Genomic DNA, 20,379 nt, shown 5'->3' with positions numbered 1-20,379 from the left:
CGCATGAGGACTGCGGGCGCCCGTCTGCGCACCCATCTGCGGCGCCGCGAATGGGGTCTGCTGGCTGCGGCTATGCTGACGCTGGTCATCTGGCTCAGCGCTCCCGGCATCCTGGACCGGATGAACTTTCCGATCCAGGATGCCGGGCTGCGTCTGCTGGCCCGGCCCGCCCATCCCGACATCGTGCTGGTCGCCATCGACAACCCCAGCCTGCAAGCGGTCGGCCGGTGGCCCTGGCGCCGCGCCCTGCACGCCGAATTGCTCGCCAGGATTTCGGAGCAGTCTCCTCGGGCCGTCGGGCTCGACGTGATCTTCCAGGAGCCCGACGCGGACTACCCCGGCGACGACGTCCTGCTGGCACAGGCGCTTCGCGCGGCGGGCAGAGTGGTGCTCCCGGTCGTCCTGCACCCGCAGGCGCAGGGCGGCCATTTCGAACTGCCGCTGCAACGCTACGTACGCAGCGCCAGCTACCTGGGCCATGTCGCCGTGAACGTGGATGCCGATGGCCTGACGCGCAGTCTCTACCTGCTCAATGGCCCGGCAGAGGCGCCCTGGCCCCATCTCAGCTGGGCCCTGCGATGCGCGGAAGGCGCGGACCTCCCCGCTTGCCGGCTCCCCTCAGCGTCCCCGGGCGTCATCGACAGCGCGGAATGGACGAAGGATGCCCTGCGGATCATTCCCTTTGCGGCGGGGGCCCAGCCGTTTCCGACCTACTCCTATGTCGATGTGCTCAAGGGGCAGGTGCCTACCGACGCCTTCCGCGACAAATACGTGCTGGTGGGCGCCACCGCCACGGGTCTGGGCGACCTGTTCGCCGTGCCGGTGAGCCCCTTGGGCCGGCGCGTGCCGGGTGTGGAGATGCTGGGGCATGTGCTCAATGGCGAATTGCAGGGCATCCGCATCCAGCCGGCGCCAGCCGCGTGGAACACGCTGCTTTGCGTCATGCCGGTGGCAGCGGCACTGCTGGCGGTGCTCCTGCTGGGCCCTTCCGCAGCGTTGTTGACGACGGCCGGCCTCTTCGTCACCACCATCCTCATATCGCTATTCAGCCCCTTGGTGACAGGCTGGCAGCCGGCGCCCGCAGCAGCGTTGATCGGGTTGCTGCTGGCGTATCCCTTGTGGAGTTGGCGGCGCCTGAGTGCGGCCGCCCAGTTCCTGCGGCTGGAGATGCAGTCGCTGCGAACGGATGGCTTGCAAACGGCGGGCAGCCCCGGGCCCGGCGTGCGCATGGGCGTGGTCGAGGCGTCCGGTGATTTCCTCGACCGCCGCATCAATGCCGTGGACCTCGCCACGCAGCAGCTGCGTGAGCTGCACGAGTTCGTCAGCGACAGCCTGCACCAGCTGCCCTCACCCATCTTCGTGTGCGATGCCTTCGGCACCATCACGCTGGCCAACGCTGCGGCCCTGCGGTATGCCGCCACGCTGACTCGCGCCCATCCGCTGGGCCAGAACATCGGGAATCTGCTGCACACCCTGCGGCATGTCGATACCGGCGAACCGCTGCTACCCGCCAGCCATGCCCGCTGGGTGCAGCCGCCACCGCAGCAGGAAGGGCGGGACGACCAGGGCCGAACGCTGCTGACGATGTGCAAGGCGTTCACCACCTCGGAAGCCGGCACCAGTTCCGGCTGGCTCATCACCCTGGTGGACCTGACCGATCTGCACCTGGCGATCCAGCAGCGCGACCAGGCACTGCATTTCATCTCGCACGACATCCGGTCGCCGAACGCATCCATCCTGACCATGCTGGAAATGCAGCGTGAATACCCCGACTTGATCTCGCACGACGAGCTGCTGACCCGCATAGAGCGCTACGCACGCAGCTCCCTGGGCATGGCCGAGAGCTTCGTCAGCCTGGCTTCCGCGCAGGCACAAACCTACCGCTTCGAATCCCTGGATCTGGCTGCGCTGGTGGCGGAAGCGGTGGACGACGCCTGGGCTGCCGCCCAGGAACGGCGGGTTCAGATCGCCCTGGCGCTGGAAGTCGATTGCGCGCTGTGCCAGGGCGACCGCTCCCTGATCGGGCGGGCGCTGGCGAACGTTCTGGGAAACGCCATCAAGTTCAGCCCCGAAGCTGCCAGCGTGGTGTGCACGCTGAGCGATCGGGCGCCGTATTGGTCGGTGGCGGTGCGCGACAGCGGGCCCGGCATTCCTCTGGCGCTGCAGGGCCGGCTGTTTCAGCCGTTCCAACGCCTGCACAACGACAGCCACCCATCGATCGGGGGCATCGGGCTGGGACTCGCGCTGGCCCACACGGTTGTGCAGCGGCACGGCGGGCGGATCGACCTGTGGAGCGAAGTCGACAGGGGAACCGAATTCCGCCTCTTGTTCCCACAGCCAAGCAGCCCGCCCTCCGCACAACACAGGGACAAGTGACTTCACGCTCTCCCATGCGTCAACTGCTGCCATGCAGGCGCGACCACGGGGCGATGCCGGGAACGAGTCGCCCTCTGAAGATCCGTCACCTGGCCTTGGTATGGTGGACGCCCTGGCCTTGAGCGGCCTCCTAAAGTTGCCTTGCCGATGCGCTCCCGTCCCCCACTGACTGCTTTCGCCCGTTCCTGCGCCATGCACGCGCTTCGCTGGTCCATCACGCTGACGATCCTGGTGGCGCTGGCGTATGCCGTTTTCGTGGCGATTCGTTTCCACCACGTCGATACGCGCGTGTATGCATGGGCAAGCCAGCTGCTTCAAGGCGGCGCTCCGCCTTCCGTCGCGCCAGGCGGCCGGCGGCTCGATTCCTATCAGCTCGACGCACCCCCATTGAAAGTGCAGGGCGTGGATCGCAATCTCTCCGGGCTGACCTTCGATGCGGAAACCCGCACCCTGCTTTCTGTCGTCAACCGACCGGCCCGGCTGGTCCGGCTGTCGCTGGAGGGGAAGGTGATCGCCCAGCATCGGCTGCTGCATGCCGCCGACGTGGAAGGCGTCACCTACGTCGGCCAGGGCCGCGTGGCGCTGCTGGAAGAGGGGCGCAACCGTGTCGTGCTCGCTGCCTTGCCCAGCGCGCCGGATGCCGAAATCGACCTGGCGGACACGTTCGCCCTGACGCTATCGATGGACCCGCCCTCTGGAACCGCTTCCGGCGTACTCGCTTCCAACGCCGGATTCGAGGGCATTGGCTACGACCACGCCAAGGACGCGCTCTATGTCGTGAAGGAGCATTCGCCCCGTGCGCTCTACCGCATCGGCGGGCTGGCGAGCTACACGCCGGGCCAGGCCTTGCGTGTCTCCATCGAAAACCTGAGCGAATGGGTCGGCAACGCCTCGGTCGTGGGTACCGATCTTTCCTCCGTGGAAGTGGATCCTGCTTCCGGCCACCTCCTGCTGCTGAGCGATGAGTCGCAAACCCTGGTGGAGCTGGATGCCACCGGAAAGCTGCTGGGCCGCACGCATCTGTCGGGCCGGCCGGGCGAGGGGGTCGCCGTGCCGCAGGCAGAAGGCATCGCCATGACGCCCGAGGGCGACATCTTCATCGTGAGCGAGCCCAATCTTTTCTACCATTTCCGTCCGGCCAAGACATAAGCCCCACCCCGGCTCGGGCCGGCCGCCTTCGCAGCGAACGCCGCTGCGAGGGGAGCCAGGCCCGCCCACTGCTCGACCGGCGTATGCACACGCAGCCGCGAGGCTCCGCGTCCTACACTGGCACAAGCCCTACGCCCGTAGGTTCTGGCTTCAGTTCAACGAAAGCCAGACCATGCCCCACAAGCCAGAGACTCTTCCGTCCGACGCAGCGGACGTCGCCGCACGTTCGGCCGCACGCAACACGGACAGCGGCCCTGCGCAGATCCCGGCCCAGCAGACCGACGATGCGGCCGCACGCAAGGCGGCCAGCACGAACGCGCTGGCCGCGTCGATGCCGCACAACAGCATCAAGCCGCTGGAGCATGGTGTGGAAAACGGGCTGGCCCCGAACGCCGGCCTGACGTCCGAGCCGGACCATCCCGACACCTTGGCCAGCACGCTGTCGGAGCCGGAAGCGACTGCAAAAACCGGTGCGGGCGCCACGCCTGGATTCAATGCCAACACCGGCGTGCTCGACCGGGTCCGGGTGGACTCCACCGGTCAGGCGCTCACCACCAATCAGGGCGTGAAGATCGCCGACAACCAGAACTCGCTGAAGCAAGGCGTGCGCGGTCCGGTGCTGCTGGAAGATTTCATCCTGCGCGAGAAGATCACCCACTTCGACCATGAGCGGATTCCGGAACGGATCGTTCATGCGCGCGGTTCGGGCGCCCACGGCACCTTCGAGTGCTACGAAGACCTGAGTGACCTGACGATCGCTGCGCCCTTCCAGGCTGCGGGCAAGAAAACACCCGTGTTCGTGCGCTTCTCCACCGTGCAGGGCGAACGCGGCTCCAAAGACACCGCCCGCGACGTGCGCGGCTTCGCCGTGAAGTTCTACACCGACGAAGGCAACTGGGATCTGGTGGGCAACAACATTCCGGTGTTCTTCATCCAGGACGCGATGAAGTTTCCCGACCTGGTGCATGCCGTCAAGCCCGAACCGCACCACCAGATGCCGCAGGCGGCCAGCGCACACGACACCTTCTGGGACTTCGTGTCGCTCATGCCCGAATCCACCCACATGCTGCTGTGGGTGATGTCGGACCGCGGCATTCCGCGCAGCTACGCGACGATGCAGGGCTTCGGCGTGCACACCTTCCGCTTCGTGAATGCGCAAGGCACCTCGGTGTTCGTCAAGTTCCACTGGACGCCCATGGCCGGCACGCATTCGCTGGTGTGGGACGAAGCGGTGAAAATTTCCGGCGCCGATCCGGACTTCCACCGCCGCGACCTCTGGGAACGCATCGAGTCCGGCGCTTTTCCCGAGTACGAACTGGCCGTACAAGTGTTCACCGAGGAACAGGCCGAGTCGTTCAGCTTCGACATCCTGGACGCGACCAAGATCGTCCCCGAAGAACTGGTGCCGCTGCGGCCCATCGGGCGCATGACGCTGCACCGCAATCCGGACAACTTCTTCGCCGAAACCGAGCAGGTGGCGTTCTGCACGGCACACGTCGTGCCAGGCATCGACTTCTCCAACGACCCCCTGCTGGCGGGCCGCATCCACTCGTACGTGGACACCCAGATATCGCGCCTGGGCGGTCCGAACTTCCACGAGATCCCGATCAACACGCCTCTGGCCCCGGTCCACAACAACCAGCGTGATGGCATGCACCGCCAGAACATTCCGCGCGGCCGGGTGTCCTACGAGCCCAACTCGCTGGCGGGCGGCTGTCCCTTCCAGGCCGGTGCCGTGCAGGGCTTCATGTCGGTGCCGGCGCGGGCGCAGGCCAAGGAAGAGCAAATCAAGATCCGCGCCAAACCCGAGAAGTTCGCCGACCACTACACGCAGGCCAAGCTGTTCTTCGAAAGCCAGGCTCCGCACGAGCAGGCGCATATTGCCGCAGCTTTCCGTTTCGAGCTGAGCAAGGTCACCGTGCCCGCCGTGCGCGAGCGCACGGTCGCCATGCTGCGCAACGTGTCGGAATCGCTGGCCACCAGCGTGGCCCACGGCATCGGCATGCGGACTCTGCCTCCAGCGCTGCCCAAGGCCATCGACAACCCTGCTGCGCCGGAAGTGGATCAGTCGCCCGCGCTCTCCTTGCTGGCGCGCCCGGGCGACGGCTCGGTCAAGGGCCGCAAGGTCGCCATCCTGGTGGCCGACGGAGCGTCTCCGGCCGGCCTGCACGCCTTGCAGGCGGCCCTCCTCGAGCAGGGCGCAGTGGGGCGTTTCGTGGGCCCGCACATCGGTCCAGTGGCGTTGGCGGACGGCACCGAGGTGGATGCCGATGCCTCGCTCGAAAACTCCCCCGGCTTCCTGTTCGACGGCCTGGTGCTGCCGGACGGCGAAGCAGCGGTGACCCTGCTGTCGCGTGATGGGCATGCGGCCGAATTCGTGCGCGATCAGTTCCGCCACTGCAAGCCGATTCTGGTGCTCGGCGCCTCGCAAACGCTGCTGGTGGAGTCGGGCATTCCAATGCAGGAGGGAGACTCCGCACTGATCGTGACGCAAGCGAGCGACGAGGCTGCCATCCAGCAGTTCATCACCGCATTGGGTCAGCCCCGCAACTTCGCGCGGGAGACTGATCCACCCGTGGTTTGACGCAGGGCCCCATCGGCGGTGAGGGCGTCGCCGCCCTGCCCGCCGGTGGTTCCACAGCCATCGACCGCCAAGTCGGAATGCGGGCGGCAAGGGACGAGCGATGTCCCCGGTGATCGGCATGCTTTTGCAGGTGATCCTCGGCCTTTGGGTCGCTGCAGGATTCGCCGACTGGTGGTGTCACCGACGCACACGCATCGAGCAAACCAGTGGCACTGCCGAAGCGCTATGCCACTGGCTTCTGCTCCTGCAGATGGGCACCGCCATCACGCTGTGCACTCTGTTCCAGCCGACGCTATTGCTGCTGGTGCTGCTGCTCTGCCTCTGGCTGGCCCACCAGTCGATAACCTTCATGGAACTGCGATGGGTCTGCCCGGTGCGCGACGTCACCCCGGGCGAGCAGATGATTCACAGCTTCCTGGAGGTGCTGCCAGTGGCGGGAATGCTGCTGCTGAGCATTCCCGTGGTGGACAGCGCTTTGCAGGAGGACAGCGCAGCCGCCGCGTGGACGCTGGAGAGGCGCGCCCTGGCCGATGTGGCGTGGCGAGCGGAGGCATGGCCCGCACTGATCTTTGCCTGCGTGGCTTTCAACGGCCTGCCCTACTTGGAAGAGCTCTGGCGATGCCTGCGCTGGCATCGCTCGGCCGCAGCGGCGACGGAGCCGGGTCCTGAAGAATCCGGGGACTGACTGCATGCCCCGGCTCCGAGCCGGATCGCTATTTGGATGAGGATCCCGTGCCTTCATCGGACGCCAGATGGCGTTTCTCGCCGATCAGCTCCGCCCCCTGGCGGGACGACAAAGGCACGTCCTTGTGCCGCTCCCCGCCGTAGTCGAAACCGAGGTCGCGCGCGGAGCCGCCCGAAGAAACCTGGGCAATCGGGCCCTGAGGCTCGTCCGCCCGCTTGGCGTCCAGATCGCGGTTCTCGTACGTGGAGACATCGCCACCCTGGCCGAAGCGGCGCGGACCCTCGCCCGTGCCGGGGTTCTCCGGATGGGATGTCAGCACGCCGCGCGGATCGTCGCGCATGCCGTACTGGTTGAAGTGACCGTCGTCGGCCGCACGGTCCGGCGCTGGGTCGACAGGGGGCTTATCGGTCATGCGGCCCTCCGGTGCGCCAGGTAGGCCCTGACCTGGGCTGCCGAGTGGCCGACAGCCTGTACGGCCGCGCGCAATTGCGCTTCGGTACAGCCGAATGACTGCGTCCAGTCACGAATTTCGTGGTCTTGCTCCAGGCTGATGAGCCGAGCATCTTCTGCGGTCTTTTCCGGGTTATCGGACACGTTGGACTCCTGAGGTGGCTATTGGGTCATGGTAGGGCGACCCACGGAAAGCAAGGCGTAGGACAAGCCCGGCTGCCACCCCCCGCAGATGGGGCGGCTGCCTACAAAAGCGGTGGACGGGAGGCCAGCACGCTCAGGCCCACGCATTTCTCCCCCTGTCGTATGTCACGCCTCCATGCTCTCTCGCAGCCTGCCAGCCGGTGGATGGACTCCAGGCACTCCCCCGTTCGCCACCCACTGCCACCCCAGGGTGCGGTTGCCCGATGACTCAGGACGTCGCTGCAAACGCAACGCCCACCGGTGTGCTGGAGCGCGCTCCCTTGCCGCAAAGCCGCGAAGTCCTGCTGCTGGTGGATTTCATCAACCCTCTCAACTTCCCTGGCGCGCGGAGCCTGCTGCCCGGCGCATGGGAGGCGGCGCAACGTGCCGCCCGACTCAAGCAGAGGCTGGCGCGCAAGGGTGTCGCCGTGATCTATGCCAATGACAACTACGGCACCTGGCACAGTGACTTTCGCGACATCCTGCAAGCGTGCTGCGCGCTCAAGGGACGGCGAGGTGACATCTCACGGCTGCTGGCTCCGGAACCTTGCGACCTCACCGTTCTGAAACCCCAGCATTCGGCTTTTCATGCGACACCGTTGCAGCACGTCCTCAGTGCCATGGGTACGCGCAAGCTGGTGATTGCCGGCCTGGCGGCAGACATGTGCGTGCTGCTGACCGCCACGGACGCACGCATGGCAGGGTATGACGTATGGGTGCCGCAAGACTGCACGGCCGCCGAGTCCGCCGTGCGCAAGTCGCGCGCGCTGGACCAGTTGCGGGATGTCTTCAAATGCAGCGTGCGCCCCAGTGTGCGCCCCGGTGTGCGCAGCAGTTAGGTCGCGGGAGGTGCGGCGGCCTCAGAAAACGCCGTAGCGGTAAGCGATGATCAGGGCGGCCACCACACCCGCGCAGGCCAGGAAGGTCATGAGTCTGGACATGGCTCACCCACTACAAAAAACCCGAGGACAAAAAAACACGAGCCCCGTGCGCGAGCAACGGGGCTTCGTGGCGGGCAGGTAGCTGCAGCCGGAGCGCCGCTTTGGGGCGGCGAGGTGCAGCGAGTCTGCTGATGACGAATTACTTCGTGGCGTCCTTGATGTTTTCCTTGGCATCGCCGTAGTTCTTCTGCGTGGCGCCTTCGACCTGCTTGGCCATGCCCTTGGCTTGTTGCTCAGGGCTGTTGATCAGCTCGCCGGTCTTTTCTTGAACCTTGCCAGCAGCTTCCTTGAGTGCGCCCTTGACTTGATCGGTATTCATATGCGAGACCCTTTCGATTGATGTGGTGTGTACATGCCGATCTAGCGATGCATCACGGAATGGATCGTAATTGCCGGGTTCAGGTCAGGCCGAGAGAAGAAGCCAGTCTTCCGGGTAAGCGCCGGACTACACCCATAAAATCCGATTTGCGATACGGCCACGAGCGGCGGCACGGCGATACTGGCTGCACCTCAACTGCATGCCCCCCAGGCGCGTGCAGCGTGCCGGACACTTCGACGATCCGGCGTGTGTTCGATACCGATCCGCCACCTCATCCTGCCCGCCATCGCACCGCCCGTGCCGACAGCCCTGCCCTATGCGACTTCTCGGCGCCATCGACCTGAGCACGCTGCTGCGCTCCGCGCCGTTCATCGCGCTCATTGCCATCGCCAGCGTGTTGTCGTTTCGTTATCACCAGTTGCTGCTGTCGCAGCGCGCTTCCATCGAGCACACCTACCAGGTGCTGACCACGCTCGAGTCCACGCTGGTGCACACCATCGACGCCGAGACGGGGCAGCGGGGCTACATCATCACCGGCGATGACCGTTACCTCGCCCCCTACCACCGCGCGCTTGAACAGATCGACCCCTTGACCCGCCGCCTGCGCGCCCTGGTCAGCGACAGCCCGGCCCAGCAGCAGCGCGTGGACGCGCTGGAGGCCGCCGTCGGGTTGAAGCTCACCGAACTGCGCGACACGGTACAGGCGCGGCGCAAGCAGGGGCTTGAGCGGGCGCGCGCCCTGGTGCTGCGCGACGAAGGCCGGCGCACCATGGACGGCGTGCGCGCCATCCTGGCCGACATGCGGAATGCCGAATCCGTGCTTCTGGATCAACGCAATGCGCGTGCGCAGGCCACCGAGCGCTGGCTGCTGGCCATCACCTTGATCAGCACCGCACTATCGATACTTGCCCGTCTCGGGCTGGCAGCGATTGCCCGCTTCCAGGCGATGCCTGCGGCCACCCCCCTTTCCGTACCCCGAACCGACGCCGTCCCCACGGCCACCGCCAGTCCGCCTCTGCCATGCTCTCCTCCAACCTCACCATCTGGGCCATCGCCGCAGCCGTCACCGCGGGCGTCCTGATCCGGCCTTTCCGGCTGCCCGAAGCGATCTGGGCCGTCCTGGGCGCAGCACTCATCTTCCTGCTCGGGCTGATGCCCCTGCGCGAAGTCATGGCCGCCATCGCCAAAGGCAATGACGTCTATCTTTTCCTCATCGGCATGATGCTGCTGTCCGAGACGGCTCGGCGAGAAGGCCTGTTCGACTGGGTGGCCAGCCATGCCGTGAACCTGGCTGGCGGATCGCAGTTGCGGTTGTTCGCGCTGATCTATGCCATTGGCGCGGTCATCACCACCTTCCTGTCGAACGATGCCACCGCCGTGGTGCTGACCCCGGCCGTTTTCGCCGCCGCCCGAAAGGCGCGCACGCCGGCCCTGCCCTACCTGTTCATCTGCGCTTTCATCGCCAACGCGGCCAGCTTCGTGCTGCCCATCTCCAACCCGGCCAACCTGGTGATGTACGGCGAGCATGTGCCTGCGCTGTTGCCCTGGATCAAGAGCTTCGGGCTGCCTTCGCTGCTGGCCATCGGCAGCACCTATGCGTGCCTGCGCTTCGCACTGCGGCGCGAGATCGCCGGTCGCTGCGAGCCGCGTGTCGATGTCTCCCCCCTGCACGCAGGCGGCATGACCGCGCTGGGCGCGCTGGTGGTCACCGCCATCGTGCTGATGACGGTGTCCGCCCAGGGCATCGACCTCGGTCTGCCGACCTGCATCATGGGACTGCTGACCACGGCGGCAGTGCTACTGCGCGACCGTGCCAACCCGTGGCCGGTGGTCAAGGACATCTCCTGGAGCGTGCTGCCGCTGGTCGCCGGGCTGTTCGTGGTGGTCGAGGCGCTGCACCGCACGGGCGTCATCGACACGCTGGCCGGCTGGCTCGCCAGCGGCGTGCAGGCCCACGCGCTGGCCACCGCTGCCGCGGCCAGCGCCGCCGTGGCCTTGGGCTCCAACGTGGTCAACAACCTGCCTGCAGGACTGGTCGCCAGCACCGTGCTGCACCAGGCCCCGCCGCCCCAGGTGGTGGTGGACGCCATGCTGATCGGCGTGGACCTGGGGCCCAATCTCTCCATCACCGGCTCGCTGGCGACCATTCTGTGGCTGTCGGCCATTCGGCGCGAAGGGGACGACGTGAGCTTCACCCGCTTTCTCCGGTTGGGCATCTGGGTCATGCCCCCGGCGCTGATCCTGGCCGTCGGCGCGCGGTTGATGATCGGTTGAACCTGCACGGCACGAAGAAAATGGCGCAACGATTCCGCCCTGGCCCACGCCGTCCATGGCGGAATCCGGCTAGCGGTGGTCGACGCCCCAACGCAACCGCATCCGGTGCCGACCGCCGCTGGAACGGCAGGTGCCGCCACTGGCGCAGCAGCCGCCTGCGGCCAGGGCCGTCCGGCCGAAGCGGGCAGTGACCCGGCCCGCCCTGTGCGCATCGGGCCTGCACATGACCGCATGCCCGCCCCGCTCAAACCACCGTTTCTCGCGGAGGGCCTTCGCATTGAAGACAATAGCGACCATCCGGCCCGGCATCTGCCCAAGGTTTACCCGCCTGTTGCGCCCCGGCGCGTTTCTTCTGCCATGAACGAACTCCCACAACTTCCCTTCCTCTCCCGCATTTCCCTGGCCATCGGCAGCTTCTTCGCCCTGCTGGGCGACGGCCGCCTGGCCGCGCGCGTGCAGGCGCTGCGCAGCGGTGCGCCGCTGGCCAGCGAAGTGCCGCCGCCCGCTCCCGCCCCTGCACCCGTGAAGGCGCCACCGCCGCAGGCCCCCGTGCCTGCGCCCGCTCCCGTGCGCGCCACCGCCAACGTCGATGCCGCCCTGCAATTGCTCGCCCTGCTGCAGCGCGAATCGCGCTTCGTCGATTTCCTGCAGGAAGACATCGGCGCCTATTCCGATGCCGACGTGGGCGGCGCCGCGCGCCTGCTGCACGGCGGAGCCCGCAAGGTGCTGCAGGACACGTTCGACCTGGAACCCGTGCGCGCCGAAGCCGAAGGCAGCCGCCTGACGCTGCCGGCCGGCTTCGACGCCGCTGCCGTGCGCGTCACCGGCAACGTGGTCGGCCAGCCGCCGTTCACCGGCACCCTGCAGCACAAGGGCTGGCGCGCCACCGCCGTGCGCCTGCCCGTCCTCACCGAAGGGCACGACACGCGCGTGATCGCCCCTGCGGAGGTCGAGCTGTGAGCGACGCGAAATACGCCATCGGCATCGACCTCGGCACCACGCACAGCGCGCTCTCCTGGGTCGACCTGCACAGCGAGGGCGCGGCGCCCGAGATCCTGCCCGTCACCCAACAGAGCGGCCCGGGCGCGGTGCAGGACTATTCCCTGCTGCCCTCCTTCCTCTACGTGCCGCACGACAGCGAATTCGCACCCGGCGACCTGGCGCTGCCCTGGAACGCTTCGCCCGGCGGCATCGCCGGCCCGATCGTGGGAGAAATGGCGCGCAGCCACGGCGCGCTGACGCCGATCCGCCTCGTCTCCAGCGCCAAGAGCTGGCTCGGCCATGCCGGCGTGGACCGCCGCGCCGGCATCCTGCCGGCCGACGCGCCACCCGAGGTCGAGCGCATCTCGCCGCTGGCAGCCAGCACGCACTACCTGCAGCATTTGCGCGACGCCTGGAACCACCGCCACCCCGAGGCGCCGTTCGACCAGCAGTCCGTCACCGTCACCATCCCCGCATCGTTCGACCCGGCCGCGCGCGAACTCACGGCCGAGGCCGCGCAGGGCGCCGGCTACCAGGGCATCACGCTGCTGGAGGAACCCCAGGCCGCGCTCTACAGCTGGATCGCCGGCAGCGCGGGCGACTGGCGCAAGCAGGTGCAGGTGGGCGACGTGATCCTGGTCGTCGACGTGGGCGGCGGCACGAGCGACTTCTCGCTCATCGCCGTCACCGAGGACGACGGCAACCTGCAGCTCAACCGGGTCGCCGTGGGCGAGCACATCCTGCTGGGTGGCGACAACATGGACCTGGCCCTGGCGCACGGCGTCGCGCGCGGCCTGGCCGCCGAAGGCAAACAGCTCGACGCCTGGCAGATGCGCGCGCTCACCTACGGCTGCCGCCTGGCCAAGGAACAGTTGCTGAGCGACACCGGCCTGCAGAGCGTGCCCCTGGTCGTGCCCAGCCGGGGCTCCAAGCTCATCGGCGGCTCCATCCGCACCGAACTGCGGCGTGAACTGCTCTCCACCATCCTGCTCGAAGGCTTCTTCCCGGCTGTGGAGAGCAGTGCACGCCCTGTCAGCCGCCCGCGCGCCGGCCTCACGCAGATCGGCCTGCCCTATGCGCAGGATGCCGCCGTGACCCGCCACTTGGCCGCGCTGCTGGGCCGGCAGGTCGGCGCCACCGCGCAGCTGCCGGGCTTCGCCCAGCCCGAGGGCGCGACCTTCCTGCACCCCACCGCCGTGCTGTTCAACGGCGGCGTTTTCAAGTCCGAACTGTTGACCGATCGGGTGCTCTCCACGCTCAACGCCTGGCTCGCCGCCGACGGCGCGCCCCCCGCCCGCCTGCTGCAGGGCGCCGACATGGACCACGCCGTGGCGCGCGGCGCCGCCTACTACGGCCAGGTGCGCCAGGGCCGCGGCATCCGCATCCGCGGCGGCACGGCCCAGGCCTACTACGTCGGCATCGAATCCAGCATGCCCGCCGTGCCCGGCCTGGAGCCGCCCGTGCAGGCCCTGTGCGTCGCGCCCTTCGGCATGGAGGAAGGCTCGGAAGCCCCGCTGCCGCCGCAGCAACTGGGCCTCGTCGTCGGAGAATCCGTGCGCTTCCGCTTCTTCGGATCGTCCGTGCGGCGGGGCGACCAGCCCGGCACCCTGCTGGATTTCTGGTCGCCCGAAGAGTTGCAGGAACTCGCGCAGATCGAGGCTACGCTGCCCGCCGAAGGCCGCGCCACGGGCGAGGTCGTGCCCGTGCAGCTGCGCGCTCGCGTGACCGACATCGGCACGCTGGAACTGTTGGCCGAGGCATCCGGCGGCGCGCAGTGGAAGGTGGAGTTCGACGTCCGCGAGGCGTGATGGCGCCCGCCTTCCGCATCGGCATCGACCTGGGCACGACCCACACGGTGCTCGCGTTCGCGCCCCTGGGCGCGGACGACATCCAGGTCTTCCCCATCCCGCAGAGCATCGCGGCCGGCGAGGTCGCGCCGCGGCCCCTGCTGCCCTCGCTGCGCTTCCATGCGGCCGAAGGTGCGCTCGCGGCGGCCGACCTGCCCCTGCCCTGGCCATCGCAGGAGCCCGCCATCCTCGGCGCCTTCGCGCGCGAACTCGGCCAGCAGACGCCCGGCCGGCTCGTGGCCAGCGCCAAGAGCTGGCTGTCGCACCCCGCCGTGGACCGCACCGCCGCCATCCTGCCCTGGGGCGCGCCCGATGACGTGCCTAAGGTGTCCCCGCTGGAGGCCAGCGCCAGCTACCTGCGCCACCTGCGCCAGGCCTGGGACCACGCCCACCCCGAGGCTCCGCTCGCGCAGCAGCCCACCGTGCTCACCGTGCCCGCCTCGTTCGACGAGGGCGCGCGCCAGCTCACCCTGCAGGCCGCCGCGCTCGCCGGCTTAGGAGCAGTCCACCTCATCGAAGAGCCGCAGGCCGCGTTCTACGACTGGGTGTTTGCCCACCGCGCCGACCTTGCAAGCCAACTGGCCGACACGCGCCGTCTGCTCGTGGTGGATGTGGGCGGCGGCACCACCGACCTCACGCTGATCGATGTCACCCTGGACGCCACCGGCCAGCCGCAGCTCGCGCGCACCGGCGTGGGGGACCACCTCGTGCTCGGCGGCGACAACATGGATCTAGCGCTCGCCCGCTGGATCGAGCCGCGGCTGTCGGGAGCCGCAGCGGGCCAGCCCGCGCATGCCCCACTCTCGGCCATCCAGCTCGCACAGCTCACCCAGCGCTGCCGCAGCGCCAAGGAGCGCCTGCTTGCCCCGAACGGCCCGGCGGAGACCACCGTCACCCTCCAGGGCAGCGGCAGCCGGCTGATCGGCGGCGCGCGCTCGGCGACCCTCACGCGCGCCGACGTGGACCGGCTGCTGGTCGAAGGCTTCTTCCCGCAGGTCGCGGCGGATGCGCAGCCGGTGCGTGCCCGTAGCGCCCTCGTCGAATTCGGCCTGCCCTACGCCCACGACGCCGCCATCACCCGCCACATCGCCGCCTTCATGCAGCGCCAGGGCGGCAGCCTGCCCGACACGGTGCTGCTCAACGGCGGCGTGTTCCACGCCCACGCCCTGCGCGACCGCCTGCTCGCCACCCTGCGCGCCTGGCAGCCGGCCGGCGCCCCGCCCATCCGCCTGCTGCAGGTCGATGAGCCCCGCCTCGACGCCGCCGTCGCGCGCGGCGCCGTCGCCTACGCCATGGCCCGCGCCGGCAGCGCGCCCCGCATCCGCAGCAGCGCCGCCCGCGCCTACTACCTCGCGCTCGATGGCGGCCAGGGCGTCTGCGTGCTGCCGCACGGCACGCCCGAGGGCGACACCGTGCGGCTCCCGGACCGGCGCTTCCGCCTGCGCCTGGGCCGGCCCGTGCGTTTCAACCTGGCCACCAGCGCCGCCGATCGCCACCACCCTGCGGGCGACCTCGTCCGCCTGCAAGACGAGGACGAAGGCCTGCAGCGCCTGCCGCCCATCGCCACCGTGCTGCCGGCAACGCAGGCGGGCGGCGCGGCGCAGGTCGAAGTGCAGCTCGAAGCACGCATTACCGACGTCGGCACGCTGGAGATGCACTGCGTCGCCGCGAACGCCCTGCATCCGCAGCGCTGGCAACTCGAATTCCAGCTGCGCGGCGATGCAGCCACGCAGGATGCAGGGGCCGATGGCGATGCAGGCGCCGACGCAGACCTTCACGCGAATGCCGGCGCCAAGCCCCCTTCCGCCGCATCTGCGTCCAAGGCCAAAACCCCAGCCGCCCACCCGCGCCTGCCGGAAGCCCTCGCCGCCATCGACCGCGTCTACGGCGGCAAGAAACAACAGGGCGTGGACGCCAAGGAAGTCCGCCAGCTGCGCGCCACCCTCGAACGCCTGCTGGGCGACCGTGCCGCCTGGCCCACGCCCTTGCTGCGTACCCTGTTCGGCGCCTTGCTGCAGGGCGCCAAGCGCCGCCGCCGCTCCGCCCAGCATGAGCGCACCTGGTTCAACCTCATCGGCTTCACCCTGCGCCCGGGCTTCGGCGACCCGCTCGACGGCTGGCGCATGCAGCAGATGTGGGAGCTGTTCGGCCCGGGCATCGCCCACAGCGACGACAGCCAGCAATGGTCGGAATGGTGGACGCTCTGGCGCCGCATCGCCGGCGGCCTGGACGCCGAGCAGCAGCAGATGGTCTATGACGTCATCGCCTACTACCTGCAGCCCGCGGGCGGCACCGACATTCCCGCCCCTGAAGGCCCGCGCATGCAGGCGCCCGACGAGCTGCTGCGCATGGCGGCCTCGTTCGAGCGCATTGCGCCGGCCGACAAGACGCAGTTCGGTGGCTGGCTGCTGCAGCGCCTGCGGCAGTCACCGCGCCCTGCGGGCGAACTCTGGTGGGCGCTGGGCCGCCTGGGAGCGCGCCAGCCGCTGTATGCCAGCGTGCACCATGTGCTGGCCCCGACCATCGCTCAGGACTGGCTTGCGCAGATCGGCGACATCGCACCGGACTGGGTGCGGCAGGAAGCAGCGGCTTTCGCCGTCGCCCAGATCGCGCAGGCCACGGGCGACCGAGCGCGGGATCTGCCGGAGCCCGTGCGCGCCCACATCGCCGAACAGCTGGAGGCGGGCCAAGCCCAGTTCAGCTGGGTCGCCATGGTTAGAGACGTCATGGTGCTGGATGAGGCGGACCAGCGCCGCGTGTTCGGGGAAGGACTGCCTCCGGGGCTGGTGTTGGTGCCGGGCTGAAACGGCGAACGAGCGCGCCCTGCGCCCGGCGGTCTTGAGCCGGCGCCCTGGTGGCCGCAAGCCGTGGGTGGGGCTACGCCTCTATGGCGAATTCAAAAATCCGACCAGTCCGGGCATAGGTGTCCCGGGTCTGTTCAAGCAGATCGGTCAGGACGGCGAGCGCATCCGGACTCTGCTGCGCAAGCTGCCCGACATCGGTCAACACCAATCTCAGGGGGAACCGGACGGGCGGGCTGGTGCCCCAGATACCGCCAGAGGGCAGGTTGAGCAGGCAGTCGAACAAGGCATCCCAGTTGTGCCCCCAGCCGGCCTGCCCGCCGGGACGCACGGGGTGGTTGCCGCCCGGCCCGCCCAATTGCAGCACCTCACCCAAAACGTGAAGCACCTCCGCCTTGGTGCGCTTGCCCAGAAGGCTGATCGTCAGTACCGTGACTGTCATCGGGACAGGCTCCGGTCGGGCTTCCCAATCGCCCTGGGTGGGTTTTTCGGCGCAGTGTCTCGGTAGACTTGTCATGGCCCGATCAAACCACAGACGCAGCCGGCGAGCAGCGGTTGGGTCGAACAGCCACTCGCAACCCGGACCGCTGCGCAGGGCGGCCGGCCCTGCCTCTATCCACTGCGCCGCAACACGCGACGCCTTCTTCACGCCAGTCCCACTTTGCCTCTGCCCCGCCCCATCACCATGTCATCCACGCCCCAATTACGCACTCTCGCCAACGGCGTTCGGCTCCTGGCCCTCCCCATGCCCCACGTGCAGAGCGCCAGCGTCGGCGTGTTCCTGCGTGTCGGCTCGCGCGACGAGACACCGGGCACCAATGGCATCAGCCACGTGCTGGAGCACATGGCGTTCAAGGGCACGGCCACGCGCTCGGTGCAGGCGATCAACCTGGATGCGGAGCGGCTGGGCGCGGACGTGAACGCGTACACGGGCAAGGACAGCACGGGCTATTTCATGACAGGGCTCGGCCAGCACGCGCTGCAGTTGCTGGGCATGACGGCCGACATCGTTCTGCACAGCACCTTCCCCGAGGCAGAGCTGCAGCGCGAGTTGGAAGTGATCCGGCAGGAGGCGATCGAGTACGACGAGGATCCGGAGGACAGCTCCAGCGACCTGCTGGACCGGGCGCTGTGGGGAGACCATCCCATGGGCATGCCGGTGATCGGCACCGTGGAAAACATCGAGGGCTTCACGCGGGACGACCTGGTCCGCCAGGTTCAGCGTCACTACGTCGCGAGCAAAACGATCGTCGCGGCGGCTGGCCGGTTCGACGTGGATGCGTGGATGCAGCGTGCCGAAGATCTGTTCTCGACCATGCCCGAGTCCGCAGCCGGCGACGCCGGCTCCCGGCCACCCGCGCCAGCGCCGCACGTGGGCCAGGCCATCGCACGGCGCTTCACGCAGGTTTCGCAGGTGTTCCTGAATGTGGCCTACCCGGTGCTCCAAGAAGGAACTGGAGGCGGGGACGCGCCCCACCAGCGCCTTCGCCTGCGTCTGGCAGCCGCGCTTGCGGCCAACCTTTTCGGCGGCGGCATGTCATCGCCGCTGGTCGATACGGTGCGCGAGCGCCTGGGTCTCGCCTACACCGCCGACGCCACTCTGGATCGCGGGGACGCATGGCTCAACTTCGTGGTGCATGCCGTGACCACGCCCGACAAGGTCGAAGCGCTGATCAGCGCCACCGGCCGGCTTCTCCGCGCGCAGGCGAAATCCATTGATCCCGTCCACCTGGAGCGGGCGAAGAACCAGTTGACCGTGTCGCGGGTACGGGCCAGTGAGCGCCCCTTCGCGATGATGGAGCGGGCAGTGGAAGACATCTTTGCCGACGGATGCATCGTTTCTCTGGAAGACACCATCGCGCTGATCGGCGAGATCACCTCAGATGAGGTGCAAGGCGTTTTCGAGCAGATGCTGACGCAGCGGCCCGCTTTGTCCATCACCGGCAAGGGCGTCAGCGCAAAGGCTGCCAGGCAGTTGTTAACGGCGTTGGGTGGCAGCGCCGGTGAAGCGCAGGCCGAGAAAGAGTGCGCGTGACCTGCTGATCCGCGCGTCCGAAGCGCCGCTTGCTGTGCGGATCGCCCGCAGCCAGAGGTGCAGCCGGGCTTACCGTCTGCCTCTGTGCATCCCCCGATGCGCGGCTCTGGTGCACGGCGCCTGCCGCATCCGTATGGCCGGGGCATGCGGATACGGGCGGGGGGAGCGGGGATACGAGGCCAACCAGGCTCCGTGCCATCGCGTGTGCGTCCGCTGTAAGGCACCGGCGCTACAGTGGATGGTCCGCCTCAACACTGGGGACTGCAATGAATAGGTTCGCACGCGCCTGCCTGGCCGCAGCGATGTTCGCTCTGACCGCGCCCGCCATCGCCGCCCTCCCCCAACAGGGCATGTGGGCGATCGGCAATGAGGCGGACGGCAGCCCAGGACGCGGGGTGCAGATTGACCGGCAGGGCAATCTCACGCTGATCATCACCTACTTTGGCTACCGCGCTGACGGGAGTGCCACATTCATGCAGTCCAGCGGAAAGCTGGAAGACGGCAAGAGATTCGTGGGCGATCTGGTCGAATATAAGAACGGCCGGGCATTGGGTGGCGGGCCAAGCAAGGGGGAGGTGGAAGCTGTTGTCGGTCCAATCGCCGTGGAATTCGACACCCCAACGTCAGGAACCATCACCCTCCCTGGCGAGGCGCCCCAACGCTTTGCTCGCTTTCAGTACGAAGACAACTCGCGATTCATCAACAACGCTTTCTCCGCTGTGGTCTACGACGATGCGTGGCTCACACCGACCCCAGTGCAGGTATCCATCACTGCGTCGGGCTCCCAATTTTCGATGGTCGAGAAATATAAGCCTTCTGACTCGGCCGCGCCCAATGGCGCGCGGTGCGAGTACACAGGTGATCTGACACGCAACGGCGGCTCCTTCACATCCAAAGGCAAGGTGCAATGCCAAGGCACCCCTCCCGGCTCCATGGGTGCGATGGTTGAAGACTACCGAATGACCGAGTTCAAGGTGGACGAATACGGCACGATGAATGCCAGGTTGTATCTGAGCAACGTGAGACGGACAGTGCCGGGCACACCGCCATGGGAGGTGATTCGACACTACAGCGGAGCATGCATCAGTTCGGGCCCGGTCACCGGCTTCACCAGGCGCTGCACCACGACCGATTTTGGCTTCGACTATCCGTTCAACGTTGAATAAGCCATTACCTCTTTTCTGCTGGCCCTTGCTGTCCATTTGATGAGGAGCAGGAAGAGGGTGATCCGCGAGGCACTGCCACTGTCGTGATCGTCGTCCCCAGCTGGAGGAGGTAGTGGTGGTCAGTGGATCCTCGCGGACACCAAGAACGGCGAGCCGCGCGTGGTGCCCATCCATCCGAAGGTGTGGGCAGTTGCTCGCTGCGCCGAGCCGTGGCAGGACAAAATCACCGTGCAGTCGTACTTCCGGCGGGCGTCCCAGGAAGCCGGGCACGCCGACCTCCACTTCCACGACCTGCGCCACTCGAGCGCCTCAGCGATGACCAATTCCGGGGTCGATCTCTACACTGTGGGCGCCGTGCTGGGGCACAAGGATGCAAAATCCACGAAGCGCTACAGCCACCTGGCCACCGCATCGCTTGCAGCAGCGCTGGGGACCATTGGCAAGGCGGTTTCTATAGTGAAGTGCAACACCTGAATCCAACCGGACTGGAGACACTTCATGAGCAAGACCTACCGACAGCTGAGCGAGCAGGATCGAGAGACGATCATGGCGATGAAGCTGGAGCACGCCAGCGCAAGATCGATCGCC

The 20,379-nt window shown here is 67.8% G+C and carries 17 protein-coding genes; 13 read left to right on the top strand and 4 right to left on the bottom strand.

Translation table 11 applies throughout. From position 1 onward, the window contains the following. The first annotated feature begins 3 nt into the window (after window positions 1–3). The 4 genes from ASF94_RS10470 (at window position 4) to ASF94_RS10455 (ending at window position 6,794) form a co-directional block, all read left to right on the top strand. Window positions 4–2,376, top strand: coding sequence for a CHASE2 domain-containing protein (locus ASF94_RS10470; protein WP_056665569.1), 2,373 nt, complete (start codon window positions 4–6; stop codon window positions 2,374–2,376). 192 nt (window positions 2,377–2,568) lie between these two features. Beyond that, entirely contained in the window at window positions 2,569–3,525 is a 957-nt protein-coding gene (locus ASF94_RS10465; RefSeq protein WP_056665566.1) for an SdiA-regulated domain-containing protein, read from the top strand. Between the two features lie 172 nt (window positions 3,526–3,697). Continuing rightward, window positions 3,698–6,109 (top strand): catalase, encoded by a 2,412-nt coding sequence (locus tag ASF94_RS10460; protein WP_056665563.1) that lies wholly within the window; start codon window positions 3,698–3,700, stop codon window positions 6,107–6,109. A gap of 100 nt (window positions 6,110–6,209) precedes the next feature. Then, window positions 6,210–6,794: a hypothetical protein gene (locus ASF94_RS10455; protein ID WP_235505332.1), complete on the top strand. Its 585-nt coding sequence runs from the start codon at window positions 6,210–6,212 to the stop codon at window positions 6,792–6,794. Between the two features lie 28 nt (window positions 6,795–6,822). Here the strand turns inward: ASF94_RS10455 and ASF94_RS10450 are convergent, their stop codons facing one another. Together ASF94_RS10450 and ASF94_RS20790 are read right to left on the bottom strand one after the other, a co-directional pair. Further along, a complete protein-coding gene (locus tag ASF94_RS10450) occupies window positions 6,823–7,206 on the bottom strand; it encodes a hypothetical protein (RefSeq protein WP_156382501.1) in 384 nt (127 codons plus the stop codon). Beyond that, complete coding sequence (locus ASF94_RS20790; RefSeq protein ID WP_082493169.1) at window positions 7,203–7,388, bottom strand: DUF3606 domain-containing protein; 186 nt, start codon at window positions 7,386–7,388, stop codon at window positions 7,203–7,205. Before ASF94_RS20790 ends, ASF94_RS10450 begins: the two co-directional genes overlap by 4 nt. A gap of 263 nt (window positions 7,389–7,651) precedes the next feature. Between ASF94_RS20790 and ASF94_RS10445 the strand changes: the two genes are divergently transcribed. Then, on the top strand, window positions 7,652–8,266 hold the full coding sequence (locus tag ASF94_RS10445; RefSeq protein ID WP_056665555.1) for a cysteine hydrolase family protein: 615 nt from the start codon (window positions 7,652–7,654) through the stop codon (window positions 8,264–8,266). A 241-nt stretch (window positions 8,267–8,507) separates the two neighbouring features. On the opposite strand, the gene ASF94_RS10440 is transcribed toward ASF94_RS10445, so the two are convergent. Next, entirely contained in the window at window positions 8,508–8,687 is a 180-nt protein-coding gene (locus tag ASF94_RS10440; RefSeq protein WP_056665553.1) for a CsbD family protein, read from the bottom strand. Window positions 8,688–9,003: 316 nt separating this feature from the next. On the opposite strand from ASF94_RS10440, the gene ASF94_RS10435 reads away from it, so the two are divergent. The 5 genes from ASF94_RS10435 to ASF94_RS10415 all read left to right on the top strand — a co-directional run bounded on the left by ASF94_RS10435 (window position 9,004) and on the right by ASF94_RS10415 (window position 16,593). Continuing rightward, on the top strand, window positions 9,004–9,768 hold the full coding sequence (locus tag ASF94_RS10435; protein WP_056665552.1) for a CHASE3 domain-containing protein: 765 nt from the start codon (window positions 9,004–9,006) through the stop codon (window positions 9,766–9,768). After that, the gene (locus tag ASF94_RS10430; protein WP_056665550.1) at window positions 9,708–10,961 is read left to right on the top strand and encodes an arsenic transporter; all 1,254 of its coding nucleotides are present in this window, start codon (window positions 9,708–9,710) and stop codon (window positions 10,959–10,961) included. The genes ASF94_RS10435 and ASF94_RS10430 overlap by 61 nt, the downstream gene beginning before the upstream one ends. Window positions 10,962–11,318: 357 nt before the next feature. Beyond that, the gene (locus ASF94_RS10425) at window positions 11,319–11,921 is read left to right on the top strand and encodes a DUF2760 domain-containing protein (protein ID WP_056665548.1); all 603 of its coding nucleotides are present in this window, start codon (window positions 11,319–11,321) and stop codon (window positions 11,919–11,921) included. Next, window positions 11,918–13,750 (top strand): Hsp70 family protein, encoded by a 1,833-nt coding sequence (locus ASF94_RS10420; RefSeq protein WP_056665545.1) that lies wholly within the window; start codon window positions 11,918–11,920, stop codon window positions 13,748–13,750. Before ASF94_RS10425 ends, ASF94_RS10420 begins: the two co-directional genes overlap by 4 nt. Then, a complete protein-coding gene (locus ASF94_RS10415) occupies window positions 13,750–16,593 on the top strand; it encodes an Hsp70 family protein (RefSeq protein ID WP_056665542.1) in 2,844 nt (947 codons plus the stop codon). The genes ASF94_RS10420 and ASF94_RS10415 overlap by 1 nt, the downstream gene beginning before the upstream one ends. A gap of 73 nt (window positions 16,594–16,666) precedes the next feature. On the opposite strand, the gene ASF94_RS21475 is transcribed toward ASF94_RS10415, so the two are convergent. Beyond that, window positions 16,667–17,032 (bottom strand): barstar family protein, encoded by a 366-nt coding sequence (locus ASF94_RS21475; protein ID WP_056665539.1) that lies wholly within the window; start codon window positions 17,030–17,032, stop codon window positions 16,667–16,669. 303 nt (window positions 17,033–17,335) lie between these two features. Here ASF94_RS21475 and ASF94_RS10405 point away from each other — a divergent pair, with 303 nt between their 5' ends. From ASF94_RS10405 to ASF94_RS10395, 3 genes are all read left to right on the top strand, one after another. Further along, window positions 17,336–18,625 (top strand): pitrilysin family protein, encoded by a 1,290-nt coding sequence (locus ASF94_RS10405; protein WP_235505331.1) that lies wholly within the window; start codon window positions 17,336–17,338, stop codon window positions 18,623–18,625. A 266-nt stretch (window positions 18,626–18,891) separates the two neighbouring features. Beyond that, complete coding sequence (locus ASF94_RS10400) at window positions 18,892–19,791, top strand: hypothetical protein (protein ID WP_156382499.1); 900 nt, start codon at window positions 18,892–18,894, stop codon at window positions 19,789–19,791. Window positions 19,792–19,950: 159 nt separating this feature from the next. Further along, the gene (locus ASF94_RS10395; RefSeq protein WP_235505330.1) at window positions 19,951–20,265 is read left to right on the top strand and encodes a tyrosine-type recombinase/integrase; all 315 of its coding nucleotides are present in this window, start codon (window positions 19,951–19,953) and stop codon (window positions 20,263–20,265) included. The last annotated feature ends 114 nt before the right edge of the window (window positions 20,266–20,379 follow it).

It is taken from the genome of Acidovorax sp. Leaf160, assembly GCF_001424265.1.
GTDB lineage: Bacteria > Pseudomonadota > Gammaproteobacteria > Burkholderiales > Burkholderiaceae_C > Paracidovorax.
The sequence above is the reverse complement of the archived record's forward strand: the minus strand, read 5'-3'. Positions and strand labels throughout refer to the sequence as shown.

Excerpts from the sequence above, each read along its gene's own strand:
- ASF94_RS10425 (WP_056665548.1), top strand. The coding sequence starts at position 11,319 with ATGAACGAACTCCCACAACTTCCCTTCCTCTCCCGCATTTCCCTGGCC.
- ASF94_RS10465 (WP_056665566.1), top strand. The coding sequence starts at position 2,569 with ATGCACGCGCTTCGCTGGTCCATCACGCTGACGATCCTGGTGGCGCTG.
- ASF94_RS10450 (WP_156382501.1), bottom strand. The coding sequence starts at position 7,206 with ATGACCGATAAGCCCCCTGTCGACCCAGCGCCGGACCGTGCGGCCGAC.
- ASF94_RS10400 (WP_156382499.1), top strand. The coding sequence starts at position 18,892 with ATGAATAGGTTCGCACGCGCCTGCCTGGCCGCAGCGATGTTCGCTCTG.
- ASF94_RS10455 (WP_235505332.1), top strand. The coding sequence starts at position 6,210 with ATGTCCCCGGTGATCGGCATGCTTTTGCAGGTGATCCTCGGCCTTTGG.
- ASF94_RS10470 (WP_056665569.1), top strand. The coding sequence starts at position 4 with ATGAGGACTGCGGGCGCCCGTCTGCGCACCCATCTGCGGCGCCGCGAA.
- ASF94_RS21475 (WP_056665539.1), bottom strand. The coding sequence starts at position 17,032 with ATGACAGTCACGGTACTGACGATCAGCCTTCTGGGCAAGCGCACCAAG.
- ASF94_RS10445 (WP_056665555.1), top strand. The coding sequence starts at position 7,652 with ATGACTCAGGACGTCGCTGCAAACGCAACGCCCACCGGTGTGCTGGAG.
- ASF94_RS10430 (WP_056665550.1), top strand. The coding sequence starts at position 9,708 with ATGCTCTCCTCCAACCTCACCATCTGGGCCATCGCCGCAGCCGTCACC.
- ASF94_RS10435 (WP_056665552.1), top strand. The coding sequence starts at position 9,004 with ATGCGACTTCTCGGCGCCATCGACCTGAGCACGCTGCTGCGCTCCGCG.
- ASF94_RS10415 (WP_056665542.1), top strand. The coding sequence starts at position 13,750 with ATGGCGCCCGCCTTCCGCATCGGCATCGACCTGGGCACGACCCACACG.
- ASF94_RS10405 (WP_235505331.1), top strand. The coding sequence starts at position 17,336 with ATGCCCCACGTGCAGAGCGCCAGCGTCGGCGTGTTCCTGCGTGTCGGC.
- ASF94_RS10460 (WP_056665563.1), top strand. The coding sequence starts at position 3,698 with ATGCCCCACAAGCCAGAGACTCTTCCGTCCGACGCAGCGGACGTCGCC.
- ASF94_RS10440 (WP_056665553.1), bottom strand. The coding sequence starts at position 8,687 with ATGAATACCGATCAAGTCAAGGGCGCACTCAAGGAAGCTGCTGGCAAG.